Raw genomic sequence first — 25,559 nt, 5'->3', positions numbered from 1 at the left:
AAAGGGAAATTAAGAATAATTTCCCTTCTATCTAACTAAAGTTTATAGGTGTAGGATATAGCAATTCTATCAAAGCTCCAAAAGTATGGGTCATTTATGTCTGTTTTTCTATTTATAAAATAGAGCTCTTTAACACTCCCATCTGTATATCGTAACCGTTTTTTTATCTGGGGTAATAGTACAAAAGCTCCATTTTCCCCAACTTTAAAATTCAATAGAACTCCAATTTTTGTATCTATAAAGTCTGAACCCCAACCAGAACTGTCCATAGTTGACCTTGTTGCATTATCAAACAAATTCGCTCCTGTTTCAAATAATATACCTGCCATATCTAAAACTAGGGGCATCTGATAACCAACAAATGTAGACTGTTCATATCTAAACCCGTTATAGGATGGGTCTCCTGCTTGAAAAATCCAAGGTTCATCAGTTCCTGCAGCGCTGAAGTATTTAAGCATTAAGTTGTGGTTAGACAGTAAAACAATATGTTTCCATGTTGTATCCCCACCCATAAGTGCTGCCGTATCAAACTGAAAGGTTCCAGATAACCATGTCTTAGAAAAAACTCCTTGAAATGCTTCTTCCTCTGGGCCTAAAGGATTAGTATAAAGGGCTAATCCATCTGCTCCTACTGCTTTCCATCCTGAACCTAGCTGTGTTCCTAAAGTAAATTCAAGAAAAGCTATAGGGGATATCGTTGTAGAAGTTTCTAAAGAAACTGTCACCGGGGATATATCAAACGAGAATGTATGCTTTAAGCTATTATCCTTTGTTAGGGCAGAAGCTCCAGTAAGAAAGTTCCTTTTAAGAGTTAACTTGTAGTTACCCTTTAACTCTACAGCCCCCCATGTTGATCCTAGATCTCGTTGAGTATCTAATTCAGATATAATAGGAGTATATGTAATAGGTGCAAAGTTTCCATCTAATTCAAAACCAGATAAGTTAGGAAAGTAGTAGGCTGACGAAACATTAACAGACTCTTCTTTTATATAGTCGTTTTGAGAGAATAGAGGTGTTAAACCAAAAAACAGTATAGATAGGGTTGATAATAACTTAATCCCTCTCATTTTTAATAATTCCATCTAGGAACCTCCTAAGTATTTGATCTCCACAGGGAACAAAGTTTCTTTGCCCTCTTTTTCTAAACAGAGCGTTAATCTCTGTCTTAGATAAATTCATATCAGCTTTTGATAGGGTCTCTTGAACATCGGTATCTTTCATAGAAAACGCTATTCTAAGTTTTTTAAGTATTTCATTATTATCCATAGAAATATTATATATAAGTTAAAATAAATTGTAAAAGGATTAAATACGTTTTAATATGTAGTCATGTTTAGCTATCAGCTTGATTTTAAAATAAATGAAGGGAATATGAACTCTTTTCTAATTGGGACTAAAACTCTCTTTGAAAAAATATATCAACTCGCAAAAATGTTGGGAAGTGTTATAGATGTGGAAATTTTAATAGAGCATAAGTTAATAGAGATAGAGAGTAGCAAGATCTCTTACCAATTAGATATTGATATTAAGTATCCTATTCAGAATGCCTTAGGCTCTAATATTAATAAACATCAAATAGACGATTGGATATCAAAAGGGTTCCAGATTCTCTTATCTTATAATAGTGTTGATGAATGCATCTCTTCCCTAAATAGTCTAGTTGAAAAGTTAAAACTATATAACTACTTACTATATGTTAAAATACCTGAAAAAAAATTAAAAAGATCCCTTGAAGATATGGAAAAATTGTCTATATTATTATTTAATGACTTAGTTTTTTATGAGATGTGAGGATAAAATTGTATGAGTGATTATGATGATTATGAGTATGATGAAGATGGGAATGTTTCCTTAGATGATGTTAGAGAGGATGAAGATTATTACGATGATGACAGTAATGTTGATTGGAGTGATAACTTGGATGATATGGACTCTGGAGAGTGGGATAACCAATATGGTGGTTCCGAAGATGAAATTGGAGATGACGATATAGACCCGTGGGATCTAAATTAGTCAAAAAGGCCTAAGAAACTCTCTTAGGCCTTTTTTTTAAATTATTTCTTTAAGGAATTCTTTTTCTAGAATTTTAGATAGTTCTTGTTTTGATGGGCCATACTCCCCAAGATCTTTTAAGCCCTTCTCTTTTAATGTTTCACTAAAAGTTTTCCATTTTTGATATGCAGGATGGCTTTCTAAAACATACTGCTCTTTAAAGTAGAGTAGTTGTTGGTTTTTTTGTGACCTATGATTATAGAAATTCATTTGTTGTTTTGCTAAGTCTATTTTAATTCTTGTATGTAACTCTGGTAACAGTTTATTATTAAAATCGTCATAATTATAAAAGGATATTTTAATTGAGTTCTTATGAATTTTAATTATATCTGCATTATTGATATCACCATAGAAAATACCTGCCATACCTATAAAAACTCTAAGTGTTGGGTCTAAGTTTGGAACAGCGCTAGAGTGAATATAAAAGGACTCATCATCGTTAATTCCTGTAGGTGCATCTTTACAGAGTTGAATAATATTTGACTTCTCACCTGTTGAGAAAAGAAGTTTTTTACTAAGAGAAACGGCTTTTAGAAAGTTTCCAAGATAGAGTTTAATATTATCCTGAATCTGCTCTGGTAAATTACTTACAACATTCTCACTTCTAAATCGAGCAAGGGCTAGGTATACTAAAAGATCAGATTTCTCTTTTTCTGTATCACCTCCAGGGAGATCTCTTTGAATACTGTATAGATACTTCTCTCTACTTCCATCATTTTTGAAAATATAAAATAAACCTGGGGCTACTGGAGTTGCAGGAGTACTAAATATGTTTTCTAAAAATTGTTGAATCTCCCGCTGTTTTATTCCTGGAGAACTAATTGTTAATATCTCCTTAGAATCCTTCCATGCCTCTTTTACTTCAACAAAGAGGTTTTGAGGGTCGTTATTATCAATATCCACATTGTAGTGAACTATAGATGCCTTACCACTATCTATTATGTTGTAACCATCTTCTTTTAGTGTTTGAACTAAGTCGCTTTCTTCTTCTTTGTTAAAATCTCTAAAACTTGTACTTTTTACTAATATATTATTTTTAATTAGACTCGTAATAACAGAATTTGTGCTGCTCAGATCATACTCCTTATAATTTTTTGCTGAATTGCCATTCTATCGGAGAGATGCTTTATATTGCAAGAGTAAATGCAATTTTTATCAATGTAAATTTAAATTTAAAAAAATAAAAAAAACAGAAATTCTATTGACAAAAAAGTTATCCACAGGCTTTTAAGAAAGAATTCACACGGTTGTGGATAACTTGGGGAAAAACCCTAAAAGTGCTAAATTTGGTAGTTTCAGGGAATTTATGTAAATTCATATAATAAATTCAAAATTCATTTTTTTCTTCAAAAAGCATATAAAAGTCGGGAGATTTCCCTATAAAATATGATCTAACAGGGAATTTGGAGGGTTATAGCTGAAGAATTTATAGAATTTAATCTTTGCACAACATTTATGTTGCTTGTGGATAACTTATGGATAAACTATTGAAAACTTATGGATTGAGGTATGTCGGAGTAGTTATCCACATATATTATTTCCACAACGAATATTATTTACTTTACTGTTACTGGAGCTGGACTAATTACATTTGGGATAGTAATAATTATTACTGTTCCTTCTCCAGGGTTTGAGTCACAGGATAGTGTTCCATTGTGTTGTCTAGTGAGTAGATTATATGCAATTGCCAAACCGAGGCCGTAGTGTCTCTCTGGTCTTCTAGTTGTATAGAAGGGTTCAAATATATGTTTTATTTGATTTTCAGACATACCACACCCGTTGTCCTCTATAGTTATAGTAAGATCTGTATTTTTAACTTTAGTTGAGAGTTTTACTCTACCATCTTTTTTATCTTTAAATGCGTAGTGAAAAGCGTTCTCTAGTATATTTTTAACAATAATAGATAGTGTAGCTTCTGAGGATTTAACCCACAGATTATCGTGAATATCTAGTTCTAGTTTCCTGATATTTTTTGTCGCTAGAGGAGACTTAACAAGGCATGAGGCATAATCGATAAAATCTTTAAATTCAAATAGGTCCAGTTTTTCGACCTTAGCCCCACCTGAAATTTCTGTAAATTTTTCAACAAGAGAAATCGATTTTTGTAGATTATTTTTTGTCAGTTCAACCATTGGCTTTGCGTCTGGGTTTTCAATTATATCTTCTATATAGGTAAGTGCTGTTAGTGCTACACCAAGGGGTGTGTTTAACTCATGGGCAATACCAGCAACAAGGGAGCTTAGAGAAGAGATCTTTTCATCTAAAATCATATTTTGCTGGTTAGCCCAGAGGGCATCTATATATTCAAGGGCTGAAATTTTACTTTTTAAGAGAGCTTTATTCTCTTCTTTAGAAGTCTTTAATCTGTATCTCTGCTTAAAAATAATAGTTGAAGAGAGACCCAATAGTAGAACAAGTGTAATTATAATTAAAAAAGGGATAGATATTATCATAAAATAATTCTATCCCTAATTTATATATACGTAAACTTAAAATAAGCAAATTTTATTTATTGCCAAAATATGAATTATATAGCTCATCTACATATCCAGAGTCAATAAGAGATTGTAGCGCCCTATTGTATCTATCAACAACACTTGGGTCTAAAACCTTAGAAAATCCTGTACCTATATTTAAACTAAAAATTGGTGCTCCTACTGGTTTTACCTTCCAGTTGTTTAAATTTGCATTGGCAAGTCCAACTCTTTTTACCTCTGGTACAGCGTCTACCTCTCCATTATTAAGTGCTTCCATTGCTACTGTTGTAGTTGGGTACTCAACAATTTGTATATCCTTATAATCCCTTAATAACTGATAGATATGACCCCGCGTTTGTACTCCAATTTTTTTCCCAAATAGGGTTTTTATTGCATCCTCTTTATTATCTGGAATAATTTCGTCACTCTCTTCTGGTAGAAAAATAATATAGCTAAGAACTTCATAGGGTATACTAAAATTTAACATTGCTTTGTAGTCTGGAACAATTGGTCCAGCTAATGCCGAATGAGCTGTTCCATCTTTTATTTTTTGAACAAGAGGTCCTAAATCAGAGTAAGGTATAAATTTATATTTTTGACCCATCTCCTTCATGATCTCTTTTTCAAGATCGACATAAAAACCCTCAAGTTCACCATTATCATTTAAAAACATTCCAGGTGCACCATCGGATCTAACCCAAATTTCTAAGGTATCATCCTTAGTTATTAGTGTTAAAGGTTTAGTCTCTTCTTCTGAAGTTGTGCTCTTATCGATAACCTTTTGCTTCTCTTTTACTGTTGACTCTGAAACTTCTAACTCTGTTGCTTGTTTTGAGCAGCTAAAAATGAAGATAGTCAAAAGTGAGTATATTAAAATTTTTTTCATATAATTTCCTTTAAATAAAAATCTTACCATATAATGAATATTAATATCGAGGTAGTGAGGAGTCAAGAAAAATGTCAGAAACTATAGAGTATCATCTATCAGAACCCCAAAAGATGATCTTGTGGGGGGAACTCTTATACCCTAATAGTAGTTTAAATACCCTATGTGCAACATATAAATTAGCAGAGCAAAATAATATCACGATATTAAAATCAGTTATTCTTGATGTATTAAATGAAAATCCAGGTTTACACCTCCAGATTTGTAATAAAAAAGCATCTGCGACTCAATATATAAATAGGGATATGAATTATGAAATTGAAGTTTTAGAGTTTTTAGATAAAGAGGATGAGCTTTTATGGATTAGATCTAAGGCTACCCATCACTTTGAACTATTTAATAGTAGATTGTACGAGTTCTATATCTATATTAGTTACGATAAAAGTGTCAATTTACTTATTATGTCCCATCATATTATTAGTGATGCCTGGTCTTTTCAGTCATTGGCAACTCAGATCTATGAAAAGTATACTAAAGGATTTAATAAATGTGATGTTCCTTCAAATAGTAGGTATTCATATTTAGAATACTTGAAAACAGAAGAGCAGTTTTTATCATCAAAAAGAATGGAGAGTTGCAGGGAGTTTTGGAGAAAAAAGTTTCATGATATTGAAGAGTTACCACTATTAAAAGATATAAATAGAAAAAACAGTAGAGATAAATCCCTTAGATTTAAGTTATCCCTCTCAGAAGAACTTCAAGAAAAAATTAGAAAAGGGTGTAATAAATATAATATTTCATTTCCCACATTCTTTTTAACATGTCTAGTCATTACTCTGAAAGTTATTAAGCCTAATGATGAAAGATATTTATTAGGAACATTAACATATAATCGGTTGGGCAAACAGGAAAAAGAAACCATTGGTATGTTTGTTAATACAGTTCCGATGATATTTAGAAACAGAGTGAATCAATCCTTTCTTGATCTAAAAACGGAAGTAGATAAAGAACTAATGGGAATAATGAGAAATCAAAGATATCCATTAAGCTATATTGTTAATGATGTGGAACTTAAAAAGTTGGATATCCCTAACCATTTACAAATAATCTACTCCTATCAAAATGTTGTACTCCCCTATGATTATACATATCAATATAATAATAGCAGTAGTTATCCAATTCTATTTAGACCTACTAGGGAGGGACTAGATGGAGCCTTTCATGTAGATATTGATTATCAGGTAGAGTCATTTTCAGAAAATGAAATTAAAAAAATCTCACAGGTTTATGAGAGTGTTATTAATAACCTAGACATTGATAGTTCTGAGGATGAGATGGATACTATAATAAATGGGTATAATAAGAGTATTGAGCAGACATTACATAGAGTCTTTGAAAAGAAAGCTGCTAAATATGCAGAAGATAGAGCAGTATCGTTTAGAGATAGATCCTTAACCTATTATGAGTTAAATAAAAAAGCAAACCATCTTGGGATAGAATTAATGAAAAGGGGAGCGGGGAATGAGACTCCTATTATTTTAATATTAAATAGATCCCTTGAGATGATGATTTCAATTCTAGCGGTTTTAAAAACAGGAAGTTGTTATCTTCCCCTCTCAACAGAACACCCAATAAGTAGAACAAAAAAAATAATAGAACTAAGTGGTGCATCAATTATATTGCATAATATGAATAGATTTGAGGATTATCCTTCTACTATTTATAATATTGATGTTAGAGATATTGTCTATCCACAGGCGGATGTTCCAAATTTAAATATTGATGTAAAACCTAATAATCTTGCTTATATATTATATACGTCAGGTTCAACAGGGGAACCTAAAGGGGTTATGATTGAACATCGGTCCGTAATAAATAGATTATTATGGATGCAAAATAGCTATCCTATAGGGAAAGATGATAGGTTACTTCAAAAAACACCGTATACTTTTGATGTTTCAGTTTGGGAGTTATTTTGGTGGTATTTTAATAACTCATCTGTGCATTTTTTGGTTCCATCTGGGGAAAAAGAGCCAGAAGCTATAGTTAATGATATAAGAGATAACAGTATTACAACAATACACTTTGTTCCTTCTATGTTAAGTCTATTCTTGGAGCATGTAATTCGTGGAAATCTATATAATGATATTAAAACTCTTAAAAGAGTTATATGTAGTGGAGAAGCTCTCTCTTTACATAATGTTAAGGAGTTCTACAAATACATTACAGCAAATAATGGAACAACACTCCATAATCTATATGGACCTACAGAAGCTACTGTTGATGTTACAAGTTACAATTGTAGTGGAGATGAGAAGGAATTTATTCCAATTGGAAAAGGGATAGATAATGTAGATCTCTATATTTTAGATAAAAGTGGAAAGGTTTTACCAAAAGGTGTTGTAGGAGAGCTTTTTATTGGTGGAGTCTGCTTAGCTAGAGGTTATTTTAATAGATCAGAACTAACTGAAGAGAAGTTTAAGTATAACCAATATGTTGGTAAACGGCTTTATAACACAGGGGATCTTGCAGAATTTCTAGAAGATGGAAATATAAAGTATCATGGGAGAGTTGATCATCAGGTTAAAATAAGAGGTAATAGGGTTGAACTAGGGGAGATAGAGTCTCTAATTCTTAAGTATGATGGAGTCTCCGAGGTTGCAGTCATTGCTCCTAAAGATGAAAGAGGAAACGCCTATTTAGGTGCATACTTTGTAGCTTTAAACAGGCTAAGTCATGAAAAAATCAGACACTATATACAAAAAGAGTTACCAACTTACATGGTTCCATCATATTTTGTTCAGATGGATAAATTCCCATTAACTTCAAGTGGGAAGTTAGATAGAAAGTCCCTACCTAAGCCTAATAGGATTGTTTCGGCAAATAGTAGATACCACGCTCCTGTAAATGATAGAGAAGAGGAGATTTGTGAGATATGGGAAGATGTTTTAAAGCTTGAAAACATAAGTAGAGATGACAATTTCTTTGAAATAGGTGGAGACTCCCTCTCTATGATCCAAGTTCTTTTCCCACTCAAAGAGAAGTATGATATCTCTTTGCAGGATCTATTTGAGTTTCCTACAATTGAAACCCTCTCTTTACATATTCATTCAAGGGATATTAAAAAGATTGAGTTTAATGAAAAAGCCTATAGTTCAATAGTAAAAAGGTGGGAGAGCTCAAAAAAGATTAGGGATTATACATTAAGTTTAAGGGATGTTGTTAATGTTAAGGAAGTAAATATAGATAGTGTGTTAATAACTGGTGCAACAGGCTTTATTGGTGCATATATTGTAAAAGAGTATTTAGAAAACTGTTCCTCTATATTATATCTATTGATTCGTGGAAAAAATTTAGGGGAAGCTCAAGGGCGATTTCTAAAAAAAATGAACTTCTATTTTGGTCCTGAATTTATTATAAAATATAAAAGTAGAATAATTGTTGTTTTGGGAGATATAAGAGATAAGAACCTAGGAATGGATGACAAAGTATACCAAAAGTTATCCCAATCAATTGAGTCTGTAATACATGGTGCTGCCAATGTACACCACTATGGGGATAGAGAAGAGATATATCGGGTTAATGTTAATGGTACTAGGAATATCCTAAAGTTTTGCACATCAGGATCTTTAAAAAAAATATTTTTTATATCAACAATTAGTATTGGACTTAATAGTGTAAATGAGACTTGGGGCATACACTTTACAGAGGATGAGATATCGGACACTGATGACATGGGTAACGTCTATCTTGATAGTAAAATTAAAGCTGAGGCTGAAGTCCGGGAGATTCTTCCATTAATTGGAGGTCAAATATTAAGATTAGGTAATGTTGTTAACGACAGTAATAATGGAGTTTTCCAGGAAAACAGGGAAGAAAATGCATTTTATAATTTAATGTTTGAATTCAAAAAACGTAGAGTTATTCCAGATATTGAAGTGCCATTTATGGACCTCTCTTTTGTTAATGAAACAGCACAAGCTATAAGGCTTCTAACTACCTGCAGCCTAAATGGAACATATCATATTTTTAACCCAAATAGAGTCTCCCTACAAGATATTTTTGTCGATCAAAACATTACTATTGTTGACCTAGAAGAGTTTGTATCAAGCCTATCCTACGGAGACTCTATTTTAACCCACGGTTACTATCTAGAGAATATTCATATGTTAAATATTGTTACGTATAATGATAGAACGGAGTTCTTGTTAAGCATTCTAGGTTTTCAATGGAGTCCTCCTGACAGAAATAAAATTAGTTTTCTGTGGGAAGAGGCATTGAAAAGTTACTTGGTTAAGAGTGAAAATTGAGTAATATTAGACCTCTTTGTCTTGTAAAAATACTTTTATTACAGTTATAGTTACTTATTCAATTTAAATATGATGGAGAACTCATTGAAAATACAAAAAAGGTTACTTTTGTCAATTTTACCAGTGGTTATTACTACGGTCTTAGCAGTAACAACAGTAGCTATTATAATTTCTAAAAACGCTTTGGAGAACCAAGTAAAGGAGAATGCTGTTCTTTTAAGTACTAGTTACTCATCACAAGTGGATAACACTATTTTTCAGATTAAAAGGATGGCAGAAGATCTGTCAGCTGCAATTGAAACAGCTATAAATGTTGAGACAGTACTAATAAATACTAGAAAAAGGTACCCTGAAATAAATAGGATTATATACTCTTCTGTTGATGGGGAAGTTCAAGATATGTCCCCTTATAATAAGGTTTTACTACTAAGTGATTTTACTATCTATAAAGAGTGGGATAGGGCCTTAGAGAGCCAAGAAGTAGTTATATCAAATCCTATAAAATATCTTGATGAAGATGTATTTATGGTTTTCTCCCCTGTAACTATAGACTACACGGTTAATAGCCCCCAAGTACTGTAGGTATTGCTGTTGTTATTATTCCTGTTTTTTATGTTTTAGAAAAATTACACAGTGTTGTTTATGGTGAAACTGGATCTCTTTTTATACTAAATAGTGAGGGTACATTTATATATCATAAGGATAGCTCCTTTATTATGGAAAAGAAACTTACTGAAATTAAATCTTCTACGGACCTTACATTAATACAAAATGCAATGGTTGATCTTAATTCAGGTATTGGATCCTACTTTATTAAAAATGAGAAAAATTTAATTAGTTTTTCTCCAATAGAGAATGCGGGATGGTCTTTGGCAATAACTGCATCCTATAAAGAGTTTACAAAAAGAGTAAATTCTGTAATATCCTTTAGCTCCATTATCCTTATTATTGGTTTAGGTCTCGCAATTTGGCTTATATATCTTATTGTTCATGGGGTAACTAAGCCATTAACATATTTAACTGAAGTTTCAGATAAGATAACTAATGGTGATTTTTCCACAAGGTCCAATTTAAAAATTGATAATGAGGTTGGTCACCTCTCTAACTCTTTTAATGTTATGGTAGATAAACTAGATAACTATAATAAAAACCTTGAAGCTGAGGTTTTAGAGAGAACTAGGGAGCTTCTTGTTATGAATGAAGAGTTAGAAGCTACCAATGAAACCCTAGACTCTAATGCCCGGGAAATGGAGATGTTAAACGAGGAGTTACAGGCTACTAATGAGACTTTAGATCAAAATGCTAAAGAGATGGAAGCCATGAACGAGGAGTTAAAAGTTTCAAACGAAAGTATTGAAACAGTCAATGAAGAGCTAATGCAGACTGTTGATGAGCTTGATGTTTCTAATAAACAACTCTCTGCAACAAGGGATGCTCTTTGGAGTGAAATGGAGCTAGCTCAGAAACTTCAAACCGTATTACTTCCAGAAGATCCAAAGATAGATGGTTTTGATATATCAGCCTTTATGACAACTACAAGTAGTGTAGGTGGAGACTACTACGATGTAATTAATATTGAAGGAAGGGATTGGTTTTTAATAGGTGATGTTTCAGGACACGGTGTAACTTCCGGACTTATAATGATGATGGTTCAAACATCCCTCCATGTCGCTCTGTTTCAAAACCCTAATATATCCCCTGTAGAGCTTTTAGATGTTATTAATAAAACCATCCACTCAAATATATTTAAACTTGGTGGAAGTCGGTATATGACTCTAACAGTTTTTGCATGTCTAGACGAAGGTAGGTTTACTTTTGCCGGAGCACATCTTCCATTGATCTTGCATAGAGAGAAAACAGATGAGATAGAGATGATTGAGACCCCTGGAGCTTGGATAGGCCTTATAGATGATATTCAAGGTTTTAATGAAGAGAGAGAGTTTTCTATGGAGAAGGGAGATTCTCTACTACTTTATACTGATGGAATAACAGAAGCTACTAATGAGAAGGGTATCTCCTTTTCTCAGGAAAAACTTGCTAAGTTATTTAAGGAGAATGTTAAGTTAGATGCAAAGGGTATTTGTGAAAGCATAAAAGAGTCTTCTGGAAATTTAAAATTTGATGATGATGTTTCAATAATGGTATTAAAAAAGGTATAAAAAATGAAATATAGAAAAAAGATGAAACCAAAGTGGGATAATATTCACTTTATACAAGAAAAAGTTGGTCAGAAGTTAAAGGGGTATGAAAAAGGATACATTGATAGTGTAAAAATGGTTACAGGAGAGCTATTAGAGAATTCTGTTAAATATTACATGAATAGGGGAATAAAAAGTCGTATTGAGTTTTACTTTTCCAATAATGACGGTATAATGATTTCAATTAAAAATCAAATTATTTATTCTGAAGACGTAGGTCCTTTAGCAGATATAATTGATAAAATTGGTAGTAGCTTAAACCCTTACAATCTATTTATTGAGAGATTACAAGAGATTTTAGACAATCGGATTAAGGGAGAAAGTAAGTTAGGCCTCCTTCGTATAGCTAGTGATGGTGGTTACCAACTAAGTTATGAGTACGAAAAAGGGAAATTATCAATTAATGCTATTAAGAATAGACTGGGAGAAGATATTAGAATGAAAGCTCTAGATTATGAGGACTTAAAAATTGAAGTTACTGAGGCCAATAATATTGTAAATGTTTCTTGGATAGGTAAGTGTAGAACTTTAAACCCAGAACATGTTTTAGATACCTACCTTGCCCAGTTAATTCAGTTTGTTAAGGGAAAAAGTGTTATTGTAACATTTGATAAGCTAGAATCTATGAATTCCTCCACAGTTCCTCCTCTGTTAACTTTTATTAAAACCCTTGAAGAGAATAGAATTGAGAGTCAGTTTTTATATGATGATAAAGAAGACTGGCAGAGAGCTTCATTTAAGCCCCTATCTGTTATTGCAGGTAAATATGAGTTTGTAAAGATAACAGGTTTAAGCCACCAAGAAGTAATGTAAAAAAATAGACTTTAGTAGTATAGTACCCTATGGGCTATAAAATTTATCATTCAAATAACCTACATGAGTTTATACGTAGGTACTCTAGTTTATTTCATTCCAACGATCTTTTTGGTGAAAAGGTTATTACTGTTGTTCAAAATAGAAATATTGCATCTTGGTTGCAGTTAGAGCTAACTAAAACAGATGGGATATCAATGGATTTACAGTTTGAGTATCCTGAAAATGCTGTTAAAAACCTAGTTTTAGGTTACAAAAAGGGGCACTCCCTATTTGGAAATAAGGATAATTTAAAAAGTATTCTATTTATGGATAGTTTAAAAATTGTCCTATATAAGAGTTTAGAAGAACTTCTGATAAATGATAAAACTTATCCAAATTTATTTAACTATGTAAAGGGTTCGTCCCAGAGACTTTTTCAGCTATCCGATAGTATTGCAGGACTTTTTTATCACTATGGAATGAACTGTCCTTTAATGGTCGAGAGTTGGGATAGGGGAGAATTATACAAAAATGATTTAGGGTTTATCCTAAGAGAAGAGGACCAACTATGGCAGATGTCTCTATGGAATACCATCTTTAATGATTCAAATCCATACCTACATATAAGTAGAGTTTTAAATGAAGTGTTAAAAAGTGGAGAGAGTTACGACCCAGCCCTATCCCCTTTTGGTCGATGTAAGATAATTCTATTTGGTTCATCTTTTTTAGGTGAGTCGGCAATTAAATTTTTTAACTATTTAAGTCGGGATATAGAAGTTCTACATTTTATTTTAACCCCATCCTTAATATATCGTGGTGAAGAGTTTGTTAAACCTAAATCTCTCCTAAGCAGGTTTAGTGGGCTAATTAATGGATTTACATCGATTAGTAGAGAATCAAGTTTTAATAAGGAAAGGGAGAGTTTTTTTGTTGATTATACTTCAGGGACACTTTTAGATAACTTAAAAGACGGAATTAAAAATAATAGTTTAGAAGAGTATAAAAGAGAGAGCCCTATAGAGGTAGATAAAGATGATTCCTCTATTAGAATATGTAAAATTACTGGTGGATGGCGAGAAATTGAGGTTTTAAAGGAGAAAATCCTATACCTTCTAGATAGTGATAAAGAGTTAAAGCTTACAGATATTGGTGTTGTTGCCCCAGAGATTAGTGACTATAGCTCTTTTATAGAGGGGGTTTTCCCTGATAGAAATATTGCCCCAGATGGGTCCACTATTTTTGGAAAAAGAGATCTGCCATATAATATTATGGGAGTTAAGGGTGGAGAGGACTCTCCATTTATAAGAGGTCTACTCTCCCTTTTGGATCTTCCTGGCAGCGATTTTAATAGAAAAGATTTAATAAACATTTTAAGCAATCCATGTTTTATGGAGAGGTTTTCTTTAACAAATAGTAGTAGAGAGCTCTTTTTAGAGATAATTGATTCTTTAAACATAAAGTGGGCTATAGATGGGGAGCATAGGATTGAACTTGGTTATACTGGAGAGGATTTTAATACTTGGGAGAGTGGCTTTAAAAGGTTTTTGTTAGGGATAGCACTTGATAGAGAGGATAGTAATCTAGTTCCATTTAATATAACAGATAGCCAAGGCATTGAGAGTATTGGTAATTTAGTAAATATTGTTAGGTCTCTGTATAGTGATTTGTGGAGTATAAATAGTCTAAGTCTGAATATAGATGAGTGGGTGTTATTTATAGAGACAGTTATGGATACATACTTAAAGCCTGTAAAAGATGATCTATTTGATGAAAGGGAGAGGTTATCTGTTAAACATCAGTATAGAAATATATTAAACCTTTTAGATGACTTAAAAGACCTCTCTAATTTCAAAAATAAAGAGATACCATTTGCAGTTTTTAGGTCTTTATTAAAAGAGTTTATTGTTAAGTCTGGTAATAATAAGGGAAGGTATTTAACCCAGGGAGTAACTTTTTCCTCTTTAAAGCCTTTAAGGGCAGTACCATTTAAACATATTTTTGTTTTGGGTCTAAATGAGGACGTTTTTCCTGGAAAAGAAAAAATTCCAAGCTACGACCTCCGTGGTATCTATGATCAAAAAATTGATCTATCTAGGCGTCAAAATGATAAATTTGCATTTTTAGAGTTAATTCTATCTGCCCAAAAGTCCTTAACTCTATTTTATAATGGTAAAAACCTAATAAGCGGGGAAGAGCTACAGCCTTCTGTTGTAATTAATGACTTAATGGAGACTATAGAGCTCAACTTTTCCTCTTGTGTAGAACTCTCTACCCTTATAATAGAAGAGCACCCCTTACACAATTTTGATCCAAAGTACTTTGACTCTAATAATAGGTTTATCTCCTTTGATAAAAGAGCTTTTAATACTGCCTTAGCATATATAGGAGAGAAGGAAGAACCTAAACTTATAGATTTAGATGAGGATAGTTTAAGAACTGATCAGGTGGAACTTACAGTTAATGACCTAATTCAGTTTATAAAGAATCCAGTTAAAACCTTTTTTAATAAAAGTGAGGGAATCTACCTAGATAATGATACATCTATTGAAGAGGATATACATGAAAATAGGGATTTAGACTTTATCTCTAAGTGGAAGTTTACAAATATTGTGATGGAACAGGGGCTAATGGATGATATTCCAATAGATAGAGTATGTGACAGCTTTTTTAGTTTAGCAGAACAGGAGGGGTTTTTTAAAAGTAGCCCACTAACAAATAATGTAAGAGCTGAAGTAGAGGAACTTGTAGAGAGTGTTAATCAATTTTTAAACGAAAACAACTTAAAAGGAACACACTTTAAAAGGGTTAATAGGGACTTAGGTGGTGAATATAAAACTCTAGATTTTAATGTTAATGGCATTTCTATTAAATTAAAGGGTGAGTTAGAAAATTTATGGGTTGATAATGAGGGAGCATGTTTTACAACAGGGATTACCTTAGGAAAAAAGCCTGAGATGAGTGTTAAAGATAAGATTCTCCCATATATATATAGTTTAATAATAAATAGCCATAATGAGATGAGGGAAACACATTTAACAGCCTATAGTATAGGAAGAAATAGTTTAGAGCCAGTCATTTTTCAAGATAAGGGAGACTCATTAGAGGTTTTAAGAGGTATAATAAGCTTATATGTTAAAAACTTAGTAAAACCAATCCCTCTATATCCAGAAATTATGGAATCAGACAATGTTGATGACCTTAAAAGAGAGTGGGATAAAGCTAGTAGCATAACTATGGGCTTCTCTCTTATTAAGGAGTGCCCGTATATCCAAAAAACCTATGAAGGAACAATTCCAGACTTTAATAAAGATGATGTTGACCTTTTATTCAACTCTTTTTATAAGAAAATTGTAAATAGGAAGGCTAAAAAATGATTCAAGAGTTTAGAGTTGAAAAAGATAATAGTATAAATATTAATCTAAGGGAGAACCTGCTCTTAGAAGCATCAGCTGGAACAGGGAAAACATACACCCTAGAGAGAGTGGTTCTAAATCTAATTAAAAATATAGATTATAATCTGACTATAAAAGATATCCTTGTGGTAACTTTTACAAATAAAGCTACTAGGGAGATGAAGGAGCGAATCAGAAAAATTTTAATTTCTGAGTATAAAGTCCAAGAGGACCCACAGGTGAAATATAGAATAGAACAGGCTATAAGTGAGTTTGATGAAGCCTCAATCTATACTATACACGGGTTTTGCCAAAATACGTTGCAAACCTTTCCCTTTGAATCTCTCTCCCTATTTAATCAAGAGATTAATCGGGATTCTGTAATTTTAGAGAACTCAGTTTGGGACTACTTAAGGTCCCTTGAAACTACAGATAATAGTAAGCTTTTAGAGGAGTTTTACTCTTTTAGGGGGAATAAGGAGTTCTCTTTAGTAGTTAAAGAGTTAATGAGCTTATACGATAGGGGCGAGTTTAATGGTGAATTAAATCTATTCCCCGGGACTGAAGATAGCTTAGAGATTTATAACATGAAAGCTGATTTTGAAAGTGGCAATGGAAGATTGATACAGCTTATACAAACTTTCAAAATGTATAACCCAACTCTAATGTTAGAGGCATCAAAGGCAATGTCTGTATCAACAAGGATTACTTCCTTCGAGAAGGTGGTAAAGGGGTTTGAAGGTGTAGATATAAGTGAAGGGTTTTACCCATTTATAGAAAAACTATATACAAAGGGTTTTTGTGATAATTTATTTAAATTATCTTCTAGTTTCCTAGAGGGAAAAAGTAAAAAAGGTTTAACAATAAATGATATTGATGAGACATCAAGGGAGATTATTTTAAATACAGATGAATTATTTGCCCATTTAGAACCTCTATTTGATGGTAAAAACTTTGATAAGAATCCTATAGATAGGTTTTTGTCTGGGGAGTTTATAAAAAAGGCCTTAAAAGAAGTTGATATCTTCTATAAAAAGAGACAGGAGAGCATGGGTGTCCTTTCATATAATGATTTAATAGATAATCTACATAAAAGGGTTATGGATAAGGGTGATGAATCCCTTTTAATAGCTTTAAGAAAAAAGTATAAGGTAGCTTTAATTGATGAGTTTCAAGATACTGATAAGAAGCAGTGGGATATTTTTAATAGGGTTTTTGGTGGTAGTAAAGAGCATAATTTCCTACTTATTGGTGACCCAAAACAGTCTATATACGGGTTTCGTGGTGCAGATTTAGAGATTTATTATAAGGCCAAAGAGAGTGTTTTAGAGAAGAATAGATATTTCCTAGGAACAAATTATAGGTCCGAAGATGGTATAGTAACTGGTGTAAATAAAATATTTAGTAGTGTTTTTGCAATTAAAGGAATGGGTAATACTGCCCAAACTACATTTATAGATGCAAATAGCTCGGGTAAAGATAGTCGGTTTATTGATGAAAGCAATAAAAATATTGAATTTCTACTTTATGATGAGGAGTTAGAGGATGGTAAGACACTAACTGCGAGTATGTGTAAAAGAGGCTACTTTAATCTTATAGTTAATAAGATTGTATACTTATTAAATAATAATAAGGAGCTGCTACCTGGGGAGATATCAATATTAGTAGAGAACCATAAGGACTCTATCTTTTTAAGGGATAAGCTACTAAAAAAGTCAGTACCTGTAGTAATTTCTAAGCAGAAAAATGTATATAAATCCAATGAAGCCCTGGATCTACTAAATCTACTTAAAGCGTTAAATAGACCAGGAGGGAATGGGGAGATAAAGACCCTACTTTTATCAAATATTTTTGCCTACAGCCTTAAAGAGATTCATGAGATGGAGGAGAATGGAGGTTTGGAGATTCTTTCTACTGTGTTGTTAGAGTGGAGCCAAAGAGTTGTTCATTCCGGTTTAATCTCTGTATGGAAGGATGTGGAGGCTAGTTCAAAAAAAGGGCATCTCCAAACAAGGCTATTGTCTACTATAAATGGAGAGAGGTCCTATACAAACTATAAACACTTAATAGAGGATTTAAATATAATTCAAAAGAGTGAGAGGTTAAATAGTCTTGGTTTATATCAAAGGCTTCATAGTTTGATTGAGAGTTCAACAGATGACGAAGAGAACTCTGTAAGATTAGATAGAGACTCCCAAGCAGTTCAAATAATGACAATTCATGCAAGTAAAGGGTTAGAGTTTCCAGTGGTCTTTTTTGCTGGAGGTTTTGATAGTGGAGTAAAAAGAAGTTCAGGTTACGGTGTAAAATATGCAGAAAAAGGTGGAGTTTGGACTCTAGATTTTTTATCAAGGTATAAGAGTTCTCTACTTGCAGAAAGGGATGAGTGGGAAGAGAAAAAAAGGTTATACTATGTTGCTTTAACAAGAGCCGGTTCTAAACTCTATCTTCCTATTTTTAAGAGAAGTGACTTATTAGGTATAAGTAGCCTATACTCCGCCCAAGATTGGGATGAAACTAAACTTCTCTTAGAGGATAGGGCAGGGGATAAACTTGAAATGTGTGAGCAGCCAATACACAGGCAGTTAAAATTTTCTAATAGTAAGATCTCTAAAGAGCTTAAATTGGCTCTTACTCAGAAGATATTTGATGATATATCTAGGGAGTTTTATGTTGATAAAGAGTTTTATCAAAGTGAGGACCCTGGTAGTTACAAGATAAAACAATCAGAGTTAAATCTATCCTTTAATGGAGTTTCCACTGGTTTTAGAGATCGGGTTACATGGTTATCAAGTTACTCTGCCTTAACCAGGAATAGCCACGGGTCAACATCCAAAGAAGATGCGGATAGAAATGATGATGAAGAGGTTATTACTCCAGAGTATAAAAAATCTGATGAGCTAAATAGTTTTAATCTACCAGGGGGTGCTACATTTGGAGACTTTATACATGAGCTCTTTGAGGAAATTGATTTTAGTAAGTATAAACTACCACTAGATGAATTTCTGCTAGATGAGGATGTTGAGAACTTAACAGTTTTAGGTGCAAAAAAGCATTTTGATTTAGACTGGTTAAGGGGAAATGGATTAGTAGTTAAAAAGATTATTTGGAACACTTTAAATAGTAGACTGCCTATGAATGGGGTAGGTGTCCCCCTTGGAGAGTTTGGACCGGAGAGAAGAATACATGAGAGGGAGTTCTATTTTAGAGTGGATAAGAAGAGTCGTTTTTCAACCCATGGATTAGAGCTAAGTGTAGATAAGGGGTATGTAAAAGGGTTTATTGACCTTATTTTAAATAATAACGGTGTTTTATATATTGCTGACTGGAAAAGTACTACAATTAAGGGAGAGGAGAGTTTCTCTACATATAGCAGTTTAAATGTTGAAAAGAGTATGAATGAACATAACTACCATTTGCAGGGATTAATATATACAGTAGCCCTTTATATACATCTAAAAAAAACAAAGGAAAATTTTGATTATTCTAAAGATATTGGTGGTTATTATTACCTCTTTGTAAGGGGTATGAGTCCAGAATCTGACACAGGAATATGTTTTTATAAACCTCTAGAATCTGAAGTTCTTAGTTTTATTAATGATATAAGGGGTGAGTTATGAAAAAAGAGCATGGGTTAGCCCTAAAAGAGTTTTTACGAAACAGGGATTCAAGTGGTGCTTCATCAGATATGTTTAAACTACTTAGAGAGTCAAAAACTTGGGATACATTTCTATTAGAGGCTAGTAATTATGGCTTTAAATGGAGCCAAATATATTTTGTTAAAGAGATATTAGAGCTTTATGATTGTATCAATAATAATAATTTAAAATGGTTTTTGCTCCATTTACAGTATCAGTACGAGGTCGGGAATCTAAGGAGCTCTTTAAAAACCTTGGAAGAGGATGTAAAAGAGTGGTTAGTTTTAGATAAAAGTCCATTTAAACTTAATGAGTTCTTAACAGAGATTCCCAATATTATTTTAAGCGAAAAAAAACTCTTTGGTAGTGAGAATCAACCATTTTTAATAGTTGGAGACTATATATATATAAATAGAATAAAAAAGTATGAAGAGAGGTTTTTAGAACTTTTAGATATTAGGCTTAAAACAGATAGCAAAGTAGGTTACGACTTTAGTGGAGTAAGACAATATCTAGAAAATAACTTAGATTATATAGATGAGAGTCGACTAGATATTGTAAAAAAGGTTTTAAAAAATAGTTTTCAAATTATTTCAGGTGGGCCAGGAACCGGAAAAACAACAACAATTGTTACCATTATTAAGGCCTTAAAATATATAGGTCTTGAGAACATCTCTTTAGCTGCACCAACTGGTAGAGCTGCAAAAAGAATGATAGAGAGTATAAAAGATGATGTGGACATTGAGGCTTATACCCTTCATAAACTTCTTGGAATCATTCCAAATAAAAGTAGGCCTCGGTATAACTCTACTAGGTTGCTACCAGCAGATGTTGTAATAGTTGATGAGGCGTCTATGGTTGATATACATATGATGTATAGGCTTTTTGATGCCCTGAGTCCTAGTTGTAAACTAATTTTAGTAGGGGATAAGGATCAGCTACCATCTGTGGAGGCAGGGGCACTTTTAGGGGATTTTCTTTTTAATTACAAAAGTAGTTCCCACAGGATGAAGGACTCCATATCTGTTTTAGAAAAAACATATAGATCTTCTAAAGGTATAATGAGTGTTGCAAAAGTAGTTATTGATGGAGACTTTGAAAGTGTTTTAGAACTTATAAAAAATAGATCTGATGATGTAACATTAAAGCCTCTTCCAGATATAGACTCTGTTATTTTAGAGATTTATTATAGGTATAAATCTTTAGGCGATAACTCAACATTTAACTGCTCTGTAACAGATTACAAAGATGTTGAAGCTGTAATTGAAGATTACTTTTTATTATATAGCAATTTCACAGTATTAACCCCCTCTAAAAAAGGGTTGTTTGGTACGTATTCAATAAATAGTAGGTTGAAAAGACTTTTTAACCCATATTTTGCTCAGTTTTATCATGGGGAACCAATTATGATAACAAAAAATGATTATATCAATGGACTTTTTAATGGTGATCGAGGGGTCGTTTTTGCTTTTAATAATGGTTTATACGCCTTCTTTAAGGAAAATAGCGGATATAAGGTTGTTTCAATCTCTAAGATTGTAGATTATGAAACATCCTATGCTGGTACAGTACATAAGAGTCAGGGATCCGAATTTACTAATGTCTGTATTATTGTCCCTGAAGGCTCAGAAAAGATGTTAACCCGGGAAATTTTATATACCGCGTTGACTAGGGCAAAGGAGAAGGTTACTCTTTTTGCTATGGATAGTGAGATTATCACTGCTGTAAAGAAAAAAATAAAAAGAGAGTCTGGAATTAGAGACTTTCTTAATAAATAATTTTAAAAAGGAGAAAATAACATGAAGATGTCACTTAACTCTTTTAAAACCTGGAGGTCTATTCGTAAATATATGGATAAACAGGTGTGTGATGACCTAATTAAGGATTTAATTAAAGCTGGAAGGGCCAAGTTTGATGGAATGAGTGAAAAGTTTCTATCATTTACAGTTATTCAAGATAAAGATAAGTTGGAAAAGTTAAACTGTATTACAAAAGTTGATATGGTAAAAAAAAGCACTATCGACATTGTTTCTAGGCTTGGAAAAACCCCAGATTTTGATATGTTTTATGGAGCTCCAACTGTTATTATGATCTCTGTTAAAAATAGAACAAAAATAATTGGGGATTTAATAGCAGATGTTATACAAAAAATTGTTATGGCAGCAAAGGATTTTGGTTTAGTTACTAACTGGAATGGTTTTATTAAATACCACTTTACAGATGGAATAACGACTGACGAAAAGGAGTTATTAGATATCCCAGAGGATTATACCCCATATTATGTGATCTCTGTAGGTTACGCTAGTTAAAAAAAAGGTTTGATTACAGCTATTTAACTTTGTATACTTGTCCAATCAAAAACATATAAAGGAATAATAGTGAAAGTAAAATTAAAAGTAATTTTAACAGTTTTTGTTATTTTGGGGTTTCTTAGTTGTCAAACTAGTGTAGCCCCAAATAACCAAGAGTTAACTCTTAACCCAAAAATCCAAACAGGGGTTTTAGATAATGGGTTAACCTACCTTTTTCAGGAGAATATAAAGCCTGAGAATAGAATAGAGTTGCGACTTGTTGTAAATACTGGTTCTATCCAGGAGAATGAAAACCAAAGAGGTTTAGCCCACTTTGTTGAACATATGGCATTTAATGGGACTCAGAATTTTGAAAAAGATCGACTAGTAAAGTATCTAGAGTCTATAGGAATGGCATTTGGACCAGAGATTAATGCCTATACATCATTTGATGAAACCGTATATAAGTTATCTATACCTTCCGATAAACCAGAAATAATTAAGAACGCCTTTCAAATTTTAGAAGATTGGGCCCATCAGATATCCTTTGAAGATGAAGAGATTGAAAAGGAGAGGGGTGTAATTGTTGAAGAGTGGCGTGGAGGTCGAGGAGTTCAAGGACGTTACCTTGATAAGTTATTTCCTATACTATTTAAAGATTCAAGATACGCTAGCCGGTTAACTATTGGAGAGATGGATGTTGTTAAAAACTGTGACCCCCAGTTATTAAGGGATTACTACAATGAGTGGTATAGGCCAGAATCAATGGCTGTAATCGTTGTAGGGGATTTAACAAATATTGATGTTAAAAAAGAGATAGAAACCCACTTTAGCTTTACTAACCAGTATAAGGGTAGGGAAAAAGTTACCTATAACTCCCCAATTATAAAGAGAACAGCTGTCGAGATAATAACAGACCCTGAGATGACATATAATGATATCTCCATGTTTATTAAAAAGCCAAAAAGAGTTACAGATAGTGCTTCTAGTTATAGAGCTTATATAAATGAACTACTTGGTGTTTTAATGTTTAATACTAGAATGGAAGAGATATATACTCAGCCAGAAGCACCATTTTTATATGCTGGAACAGGTAGTTCTTCCCTTAATAGAGAGCTTGATATGGCGGTATTTTCCGTTCAAGCCCCTGATGAGAATATTTTAGGTGGATTTGAAGCCCTACTATCAGAAATAGAGAAAGTTAATCAACATGGATTTAATATTGATGAATTAGAGAGGGGAAAATCTTTAATTACAATGATATTAAACCAGATGTATAACGAAAGAGAGAATATTGAGTCTCCAACTATTGCCAGCGATTTAGTTACTTACTACTTAGAGGGTGGAGTTATTATGGATATAGAAGATGAGGTAGCCCTACTTAATAGCTTCCTCTCTGATATTACTGTAGATGAAGTAAATGAGGCTGGAATAAACTATTTTAATGGTATTGATAAAACAGTTACACTTCATATGCCAGAGAGTAATAATAATATTCCTACAAAGTCGGAAGTTTTAAACCTATTTAAAAAGGTCTCTTCTACTAGCTTTGAAAAAAATAGTGTGGAAGTAGTGGATAAAGTTCTTTTTGATAAGGATTTAACTCCAGGTAAATTAGAGAGTTTAATCAGTGATAATGAGACTGGAATTTCTACTGTTATCCTAAGTAATGGTATTAAAATTTATTTAAAGCCAACAGACTATATGGCTGATGAAATTCAGTTCTCGGCTATTAGTTATGGTGGACTATCCCTAGTAGAGGACGGCGAGTTTTACTCCGGATCTATGGCATCTAGTTTAGTTCAGATGTCGGGATTAAATGGCTTTGATTCTATTGAACTAGGTAGATATTTAACTGGTAAGAACGTCTCTCTCTCGCCATGGATATCTGATTATACTGAGGGCTTTTCTGGAGGATCTAATGTTGTTGACTTTGAACTTATGTTGCAACTACTACATCTATATTTTACAAACCCAGAGTTTAGCCAAGACTCATATAAAGTGATGCTAAATAATGTTTCTGAGTATATTAAAAATAGAAGTAACTCTCCCCAGACAATTTTTAATGATAGAATCACCGAGATATTAGGTGGTGGTCACTTTAGGTCTAAACCTATGGATCTTTTATCCCTAGATGATATTGATTTTAAAGAGATAGTAGATGTATATAGGGATAGATTTAAGGACCCTTCTGATTTTAGTTATGTCTTTACAGGAAATTTTAATATAGATGAGATCACACCCCTTCTCGAGTTATATTTAGGTTCCCTAGAAACTATTGGTATAGAAGAAGAGGCTAAAGATTTAAAAATTAATCTTCCAGAAGGTGTAGTTGAAGAGGACATCGCTAAGGGAATTGAAGATAAGAGCCAAGTTGAGATTATATATAACGGTAATTTTATAGGTGATGAGTCTGATGAATTTGTTTTATCTCTTCTCTCTTCATACTTAGAAGAGGAGTTACGAGTAAAAATAAGGGAAGAGTTAAGTGGAACCTATGGAGTTTCTGTCTTCTCTAATATTCAACTTTATCCTGTAAAAGAGTATATGTTTGGAGTCTTTTTTGGTTGTGAACCAGGACGGGAGGAGGAGTTATCAACTGCTGTCTATGACACAATAGAGCTTTTAAAATCAGGCTTTATTAATAGTGAGGTATTTGACTCTGTTATTGCTAACTACCTAATGAGTATGGAGCTTAATATTGAAAATAATTCATACTGGTTGAATAGTATAACAAGTGATGTTTTATTAAATAGAGATTTTGATAATATATTAGATACAGATGTTTCTTTTGTAACAGAGGATCTATTTATATCTTTAGCAAATCAATACTTGAAAGATGATCAATTTGTAAAAGTTACACTAAAACCAGAGTAGTGATATTGACAACCACTATACCGTTCGGTATAGTGGTTATATGAATAAACGAGAAGAAATCCTAAAAAATGCACTATCTCTATTTTCAGATCAAGGTTATGAGAGTGTTGGAATACAAAAAATTGTAGAATCGGTTGCCGTAACTAAACCAACACTCTACCACTATTTTGGTAGTAAGCAGGGGTTATTAGAGGCTGTTCTTGACTACTACTATACACCCTTCTTAAACGGGCTTAAGGAAAAGAGCCTTTACAATGGGGATATTGTTTTTACCCTAGAGAGTGTAACAAAGTACTGTTATGAGTTTGCTAAATTAAATAGCTTAGTACATAATTTTATATTGACCCTAATATACTCCCCTAAAAATAGTGATGCAAAACTAATAGCTAATCCATTTATATATAGACAGCAAAAGATTTTAGAAGAGATGTTTTTTAAGGCTGAGTCTGACCATGGAAATATGAAGGGAAGAAGTTTGAACTATTCCATTAGTTTTTTAGGTGTAATAACCTCATATATAACAAGTTATTTTAACGGAAACTGTAGCTTAGATGATAAAGAAGTGTATCAATCATGTAGACAGTTTATGTATGGAATATTTTCATAATTTTTAATTTAACCATACCGAACGGTATGTATAGGA

General features: G+C 32.7%; 17 protein-coding genes. 12 read left to right on the top strand and 5 right to left on the bottom strand.

What is annotated here, in order from left to right; genetic code table 11:
• Positions 1-35 precede the first annotated feature (35 nt).
• A complete protein-coding gene (locus tag EW093_RS08345; protein WP_149567960.1) occupies positions 36-1,082 on the bottom strand; it encodes a hypothetical protein in 1,047 nt (348 codons plus the stop codon).
• Positions 1,054-1,266, bottom strand: coding sequence for a DUF1456 family protein (locus EW093_RS08340; protein ID WP_149567959.1), 213 nt, complete (start codon positions 1,264-1,266; stop codon positions 1,054-1,056). The genes EW093_RS08345 and EW093_RS08340 overlap by 29 nt, the downstream gene beginning before the upstream one ends.
• Before the next feature lie 63 nt (positions 1,267-1,329).
• Between EW093_RS08340 and EW093_RS08335 the strand changes: the two genes are divergently transcribed.
• Both EW093_RS08335 and EW093_RS08330 read left to right on the top strand, forming a co-directional pair.
• Positions 1,330-1,791 carry a hypothetical protein gene (locus tag EW093_RS08335; RefSeq protein ID WP_149567958.1) on the top strand — a complete coding sequence of 154 codons (462 nt, stop codon included), beginning with the start codon at positions 1,330-1,332 and terminating at the stop codon, positions 1,789-1,791.
• Positions 1,792-1,803: 12 nt separating this feature from the next.
• Positions 1,804-2,013, top strand: coding sequence for a hypothetical protein (locus EW093_RS08330; RefSeq protein WP_149567957.1), 210 nt, complete (start codon positions 1,804-1,806; stop codon positions 2,011-2,013).
• 36 nt (positions 2,014-2,049) lie between these two features.
• On the opposite strand, the gene EW093_RS08325 is transcribed toward EW093_RS08330, so the two are convergent.
• From EW093_RS08325 to EW093_RS08315, 3 genes are all read right to left on the bottom strand, one after another.
• Positions 2,050-2,955, bottom strand: coding sequence for a DNA phosphorothioation-associated putative methyltransferase (locus EW093_RS08325; RefSeq protein WP_187759645.1), 906 nt, complete (start codon positions 2,953-2,955; stop codon positions 2,050-2,052).
• A gap of 653 nt (positions 2,956-3,608) precedes the next feature.
• Positions 3,609-4,505 carry a sensor histidine kinase gene (locus EW093_RS08320; protein WP_149567955.1) on the bottom strand — a complete coding sequence of 299 codons (897 nt, stop codon included), beginning with the start codon at positions 4,503-4,505 and terminating at the stop codon, positions 3,609-3,611.
• Positions 4,506-4,557: 52 nt separating this feature from the next.
• Complete coding sequence (locus EW093_RS08315; RefSeq protein WP_187759644.1) at positions 4,558-5,415, bottom strand: substrate-binding periplasmic protein; 858 nt, start codon at positions 5,413-5,415, stop codon at positions 4,558-4,560.
• A gap of 71 nt (positions 5,416-5,486) precedes the next feature.
• Between EW093_RS08315 and EW093_RS08310 the strand changes: the two genes are divergently transcribed.
• From EW093_RS08310 to EW093_RS08265, 10 genes are all read left to right on the top strand, one after another.
• Positions 5,487-9,725, top strand: coding sequence for a non-ribosomal peptide synthetase (locus EW093_RS08310; RefSeq protein WP_149567953.1), 4,239 nt, complete (start codon positions 5,487-5,489; stop codon positions 9,723-9,725).
• A gap of 84 nt (positions 9,726-9,809) precedes the next feature.
• A complete protein-coding gene (locus tag EW093_RS08305; protein WP_149567952.1) occupies positions 9,810-10,307 on the top strand; it encodes a hypothetical protein in 498 nt (165 codons plus the stop codon).
• Between the two features lie 134 nt (positions 10,308-10,441).
• Entirely contained in the window at positions 10,442-11,884 is a 1,443-nt protein-coding gene (locus EW093_RS08300; protein ID WP_149567951.1) for a SpoIIE family protein phosphatase, read from the top strand.
• Positions 11,885-11,887: 3 nt separating this feature from the next.
• Positions 11,888-12,736 (top strand): hypothetical protein, encoded by an 849-nt coding sequence (locus EW093_RS08295; protein ID WP_149567950.1) that lies wholly within the window; start codon positions 11,888-11,890, stop codon positions 12,734-12,736.
• A 29-nt stretch (positions 12,737-12,765) separates the two neighbouring features.
• Positions 12,766-16,092 carry an exodeoxyribonuclease V subunit gamma gene (locus EW093_RS08290; RefSeq protein WP_149567949.1) on the top strand — a complete coding sequence of 1,109 codons (3,327 nt, stop codon included), beginning with the start codon at positions 12,766-12,768 and terminating at the stop codon, positions 16,090-16,092.
• A complete protein-coding gene (locus tag EW093_RS08285; protein WP_149567948.1) occupies positions 16,089-19,730 on the top strand; it encodes a UvrD-helicase domain-containing protein in 3,642 nt (1,213 codons plus the stop codon). The genes EW093_RS08290 and EW093_RS08285 overlap by 4 nt, the downstream gene beginning before the upstream one ends.
• Positions 19,727-21,526: an exodeoxyribonuclease V subunit alpha gene (recD, locus tag EW093_RS08280; RefSeq protein ID WP_149567947.1), complete on the top strand. Its 1,800-nt coding sequence runs from the start codon at positions 19,727-19,729 to the stop codon at positions 21,524-21,526. Before EW093_RS08285 ends, recD begins: the two co-directional genes overlap by 4 nt.
• A gap of 21 nt (positions 21,527-21,547) precedes the next feature.
• Complete coding sequence (locus tag EW093_RS08275) at positions 21,548-22,057, top strand: nitroreductase family protein (RefSeq protein ID WP_149567946.1); 510 nt, start codon at positions 21,548-21,550, stop codon at positions 22,055-22,057.
• Positions 22,058-22,126: 69 nt separating this feature from the next.
• Positions 22,127-24,916 (top strand): M16 family metallopeptidase, encoded by a 2,790-nt coding sequence (locus EW093_RS08270; RefSeq protein WP_149567945.1) that lies wholly within the window; start codon positions 22,127-22,129, stop codon positions 24,914-24,916.
• A gap of 40 nt (positions 24,917-24,956) precedes the next feature.
• Positions 24,957-25,523, top strand: a complete 567-nt coding sequence (locus EW093_RS08265) for a TetR/AcrR family transcriptional regulator (protein ID WP_149567944.1) — start codon at positions 24,957-24,959, stop codon at positions 25,521-25,523.
• Positions 25,524-25,559: the final 36 nt, after the last annotated feature.

The organism is Thiospirochaeta perfilievii, assembly GCF_008329945.1.
Lineage (GTDB): Bacteria > Spirochaetota > Spirochaetia > DSM-2461 > DSM-2461 > Thiospirochaeta > Thiospirochaeta perfilievii.
This window is presented reverse-complemented; position numbering and strand designations above follow the sequence as displayed.

Excerpts from the sequence above, each read along its gene's own strand:
- EW093_RS08345 (WP_149567960.1), bottom strand. The coding sequence starts at position 1,082 with ATGGAATTATTAAAAATGAGAGGGATTAAGTTATTATCAACCCTATCT.
- EW093_RS08340 (WP_149567959.1), bottom strand. The coding sequence starts at position 1,266 with ATGGATAATAATGAAATACTTAAAAAACTTAGAATAGCGTTTTCTATG.
- EW093_RS08335 (WP_149567958.1), top strand. The coding sequence starts at position 1,330 with ATGTTTAGCTATCAGCTTGATTTTAAAATAAATGAAGGGAATATGAAC.
- EW093_RS08330 (WP_149567957.1), top strand. The coding sequence starts at position 1,804 with ATGAGTGATTATGATGATTATGAGTATGATGAAGATGGGAATGTTTCC.
- EW093_RS08320 (WP_149567955.1), bottom strand. The coding sequence starts at position 4,505 with ATGATAATATCTATCCCTTTTTTAATTATAATTACACTTGTTCTACTA.
- EW093_RS08315 (WP_187759644.1), bottom strand. The coding sequence starts at position 5,415 with ATGAAAAAAATTTTAATATACTCACTTTTGACTATCTTCATTTTTAGC.
- EW093_RS08310 (WP_149567953.1), top strand. The coding sequence starts at position 5,487 with ATGTCAGAAACTATAGAGTATCATCTATCAGAACCCCAAAAGATGATC.
- EW093_RS08300 (WP_149567951.1), top strand. The coding sequence starts at position 10,442 with ATGGAAAAGAAACTTACTGAAATTAAATCTTCTACGGACCTTACATTA.
- EW093_RS08295 (WP_149567950.1), top strand. The coding sequence starts at position 11,888 with ATGAAATATAGAAAAAAGATGAAACCAAAGTGGGATAATATTCACTTT.
- EW093_RS08290 (WP_149567949.1), top strand. The coding sequence starts at position 12,766 with ATGGGCTATAAAATTTATCATTCAAATAACCTACATGAGTTTATACGT.
- EW093_RS08285 (WP_149567948.1), top strand. The coding sequence starts at position 16,089 with ATGATTCAAGAGTTTAGAGTTGAAAAAGATAATAGTATAAATATTAAT.
- recD (WP_149567947.1), top strand. The coding sequence starts at position 19,727 with ATGAAAAAAGAGCATGGGTTAGCCCTAAAAGAGTTTTTACGAAACAGG.
- EW093_RS08275 (WP_149567946.1), top strand. The coding sequence starts at position 21,548 with ATGAAGATGTCACTTAACTCTTTTAAAACCTGGAGGTCTATTCGTAAA.
- EW093_RS08265 (WP_149567944.1), top strand. The coding sequence starts at position 24,957 with ATGAATAAACGAGAAGAAATCCTAAAAAATGCACTATCTCTATTTTCA.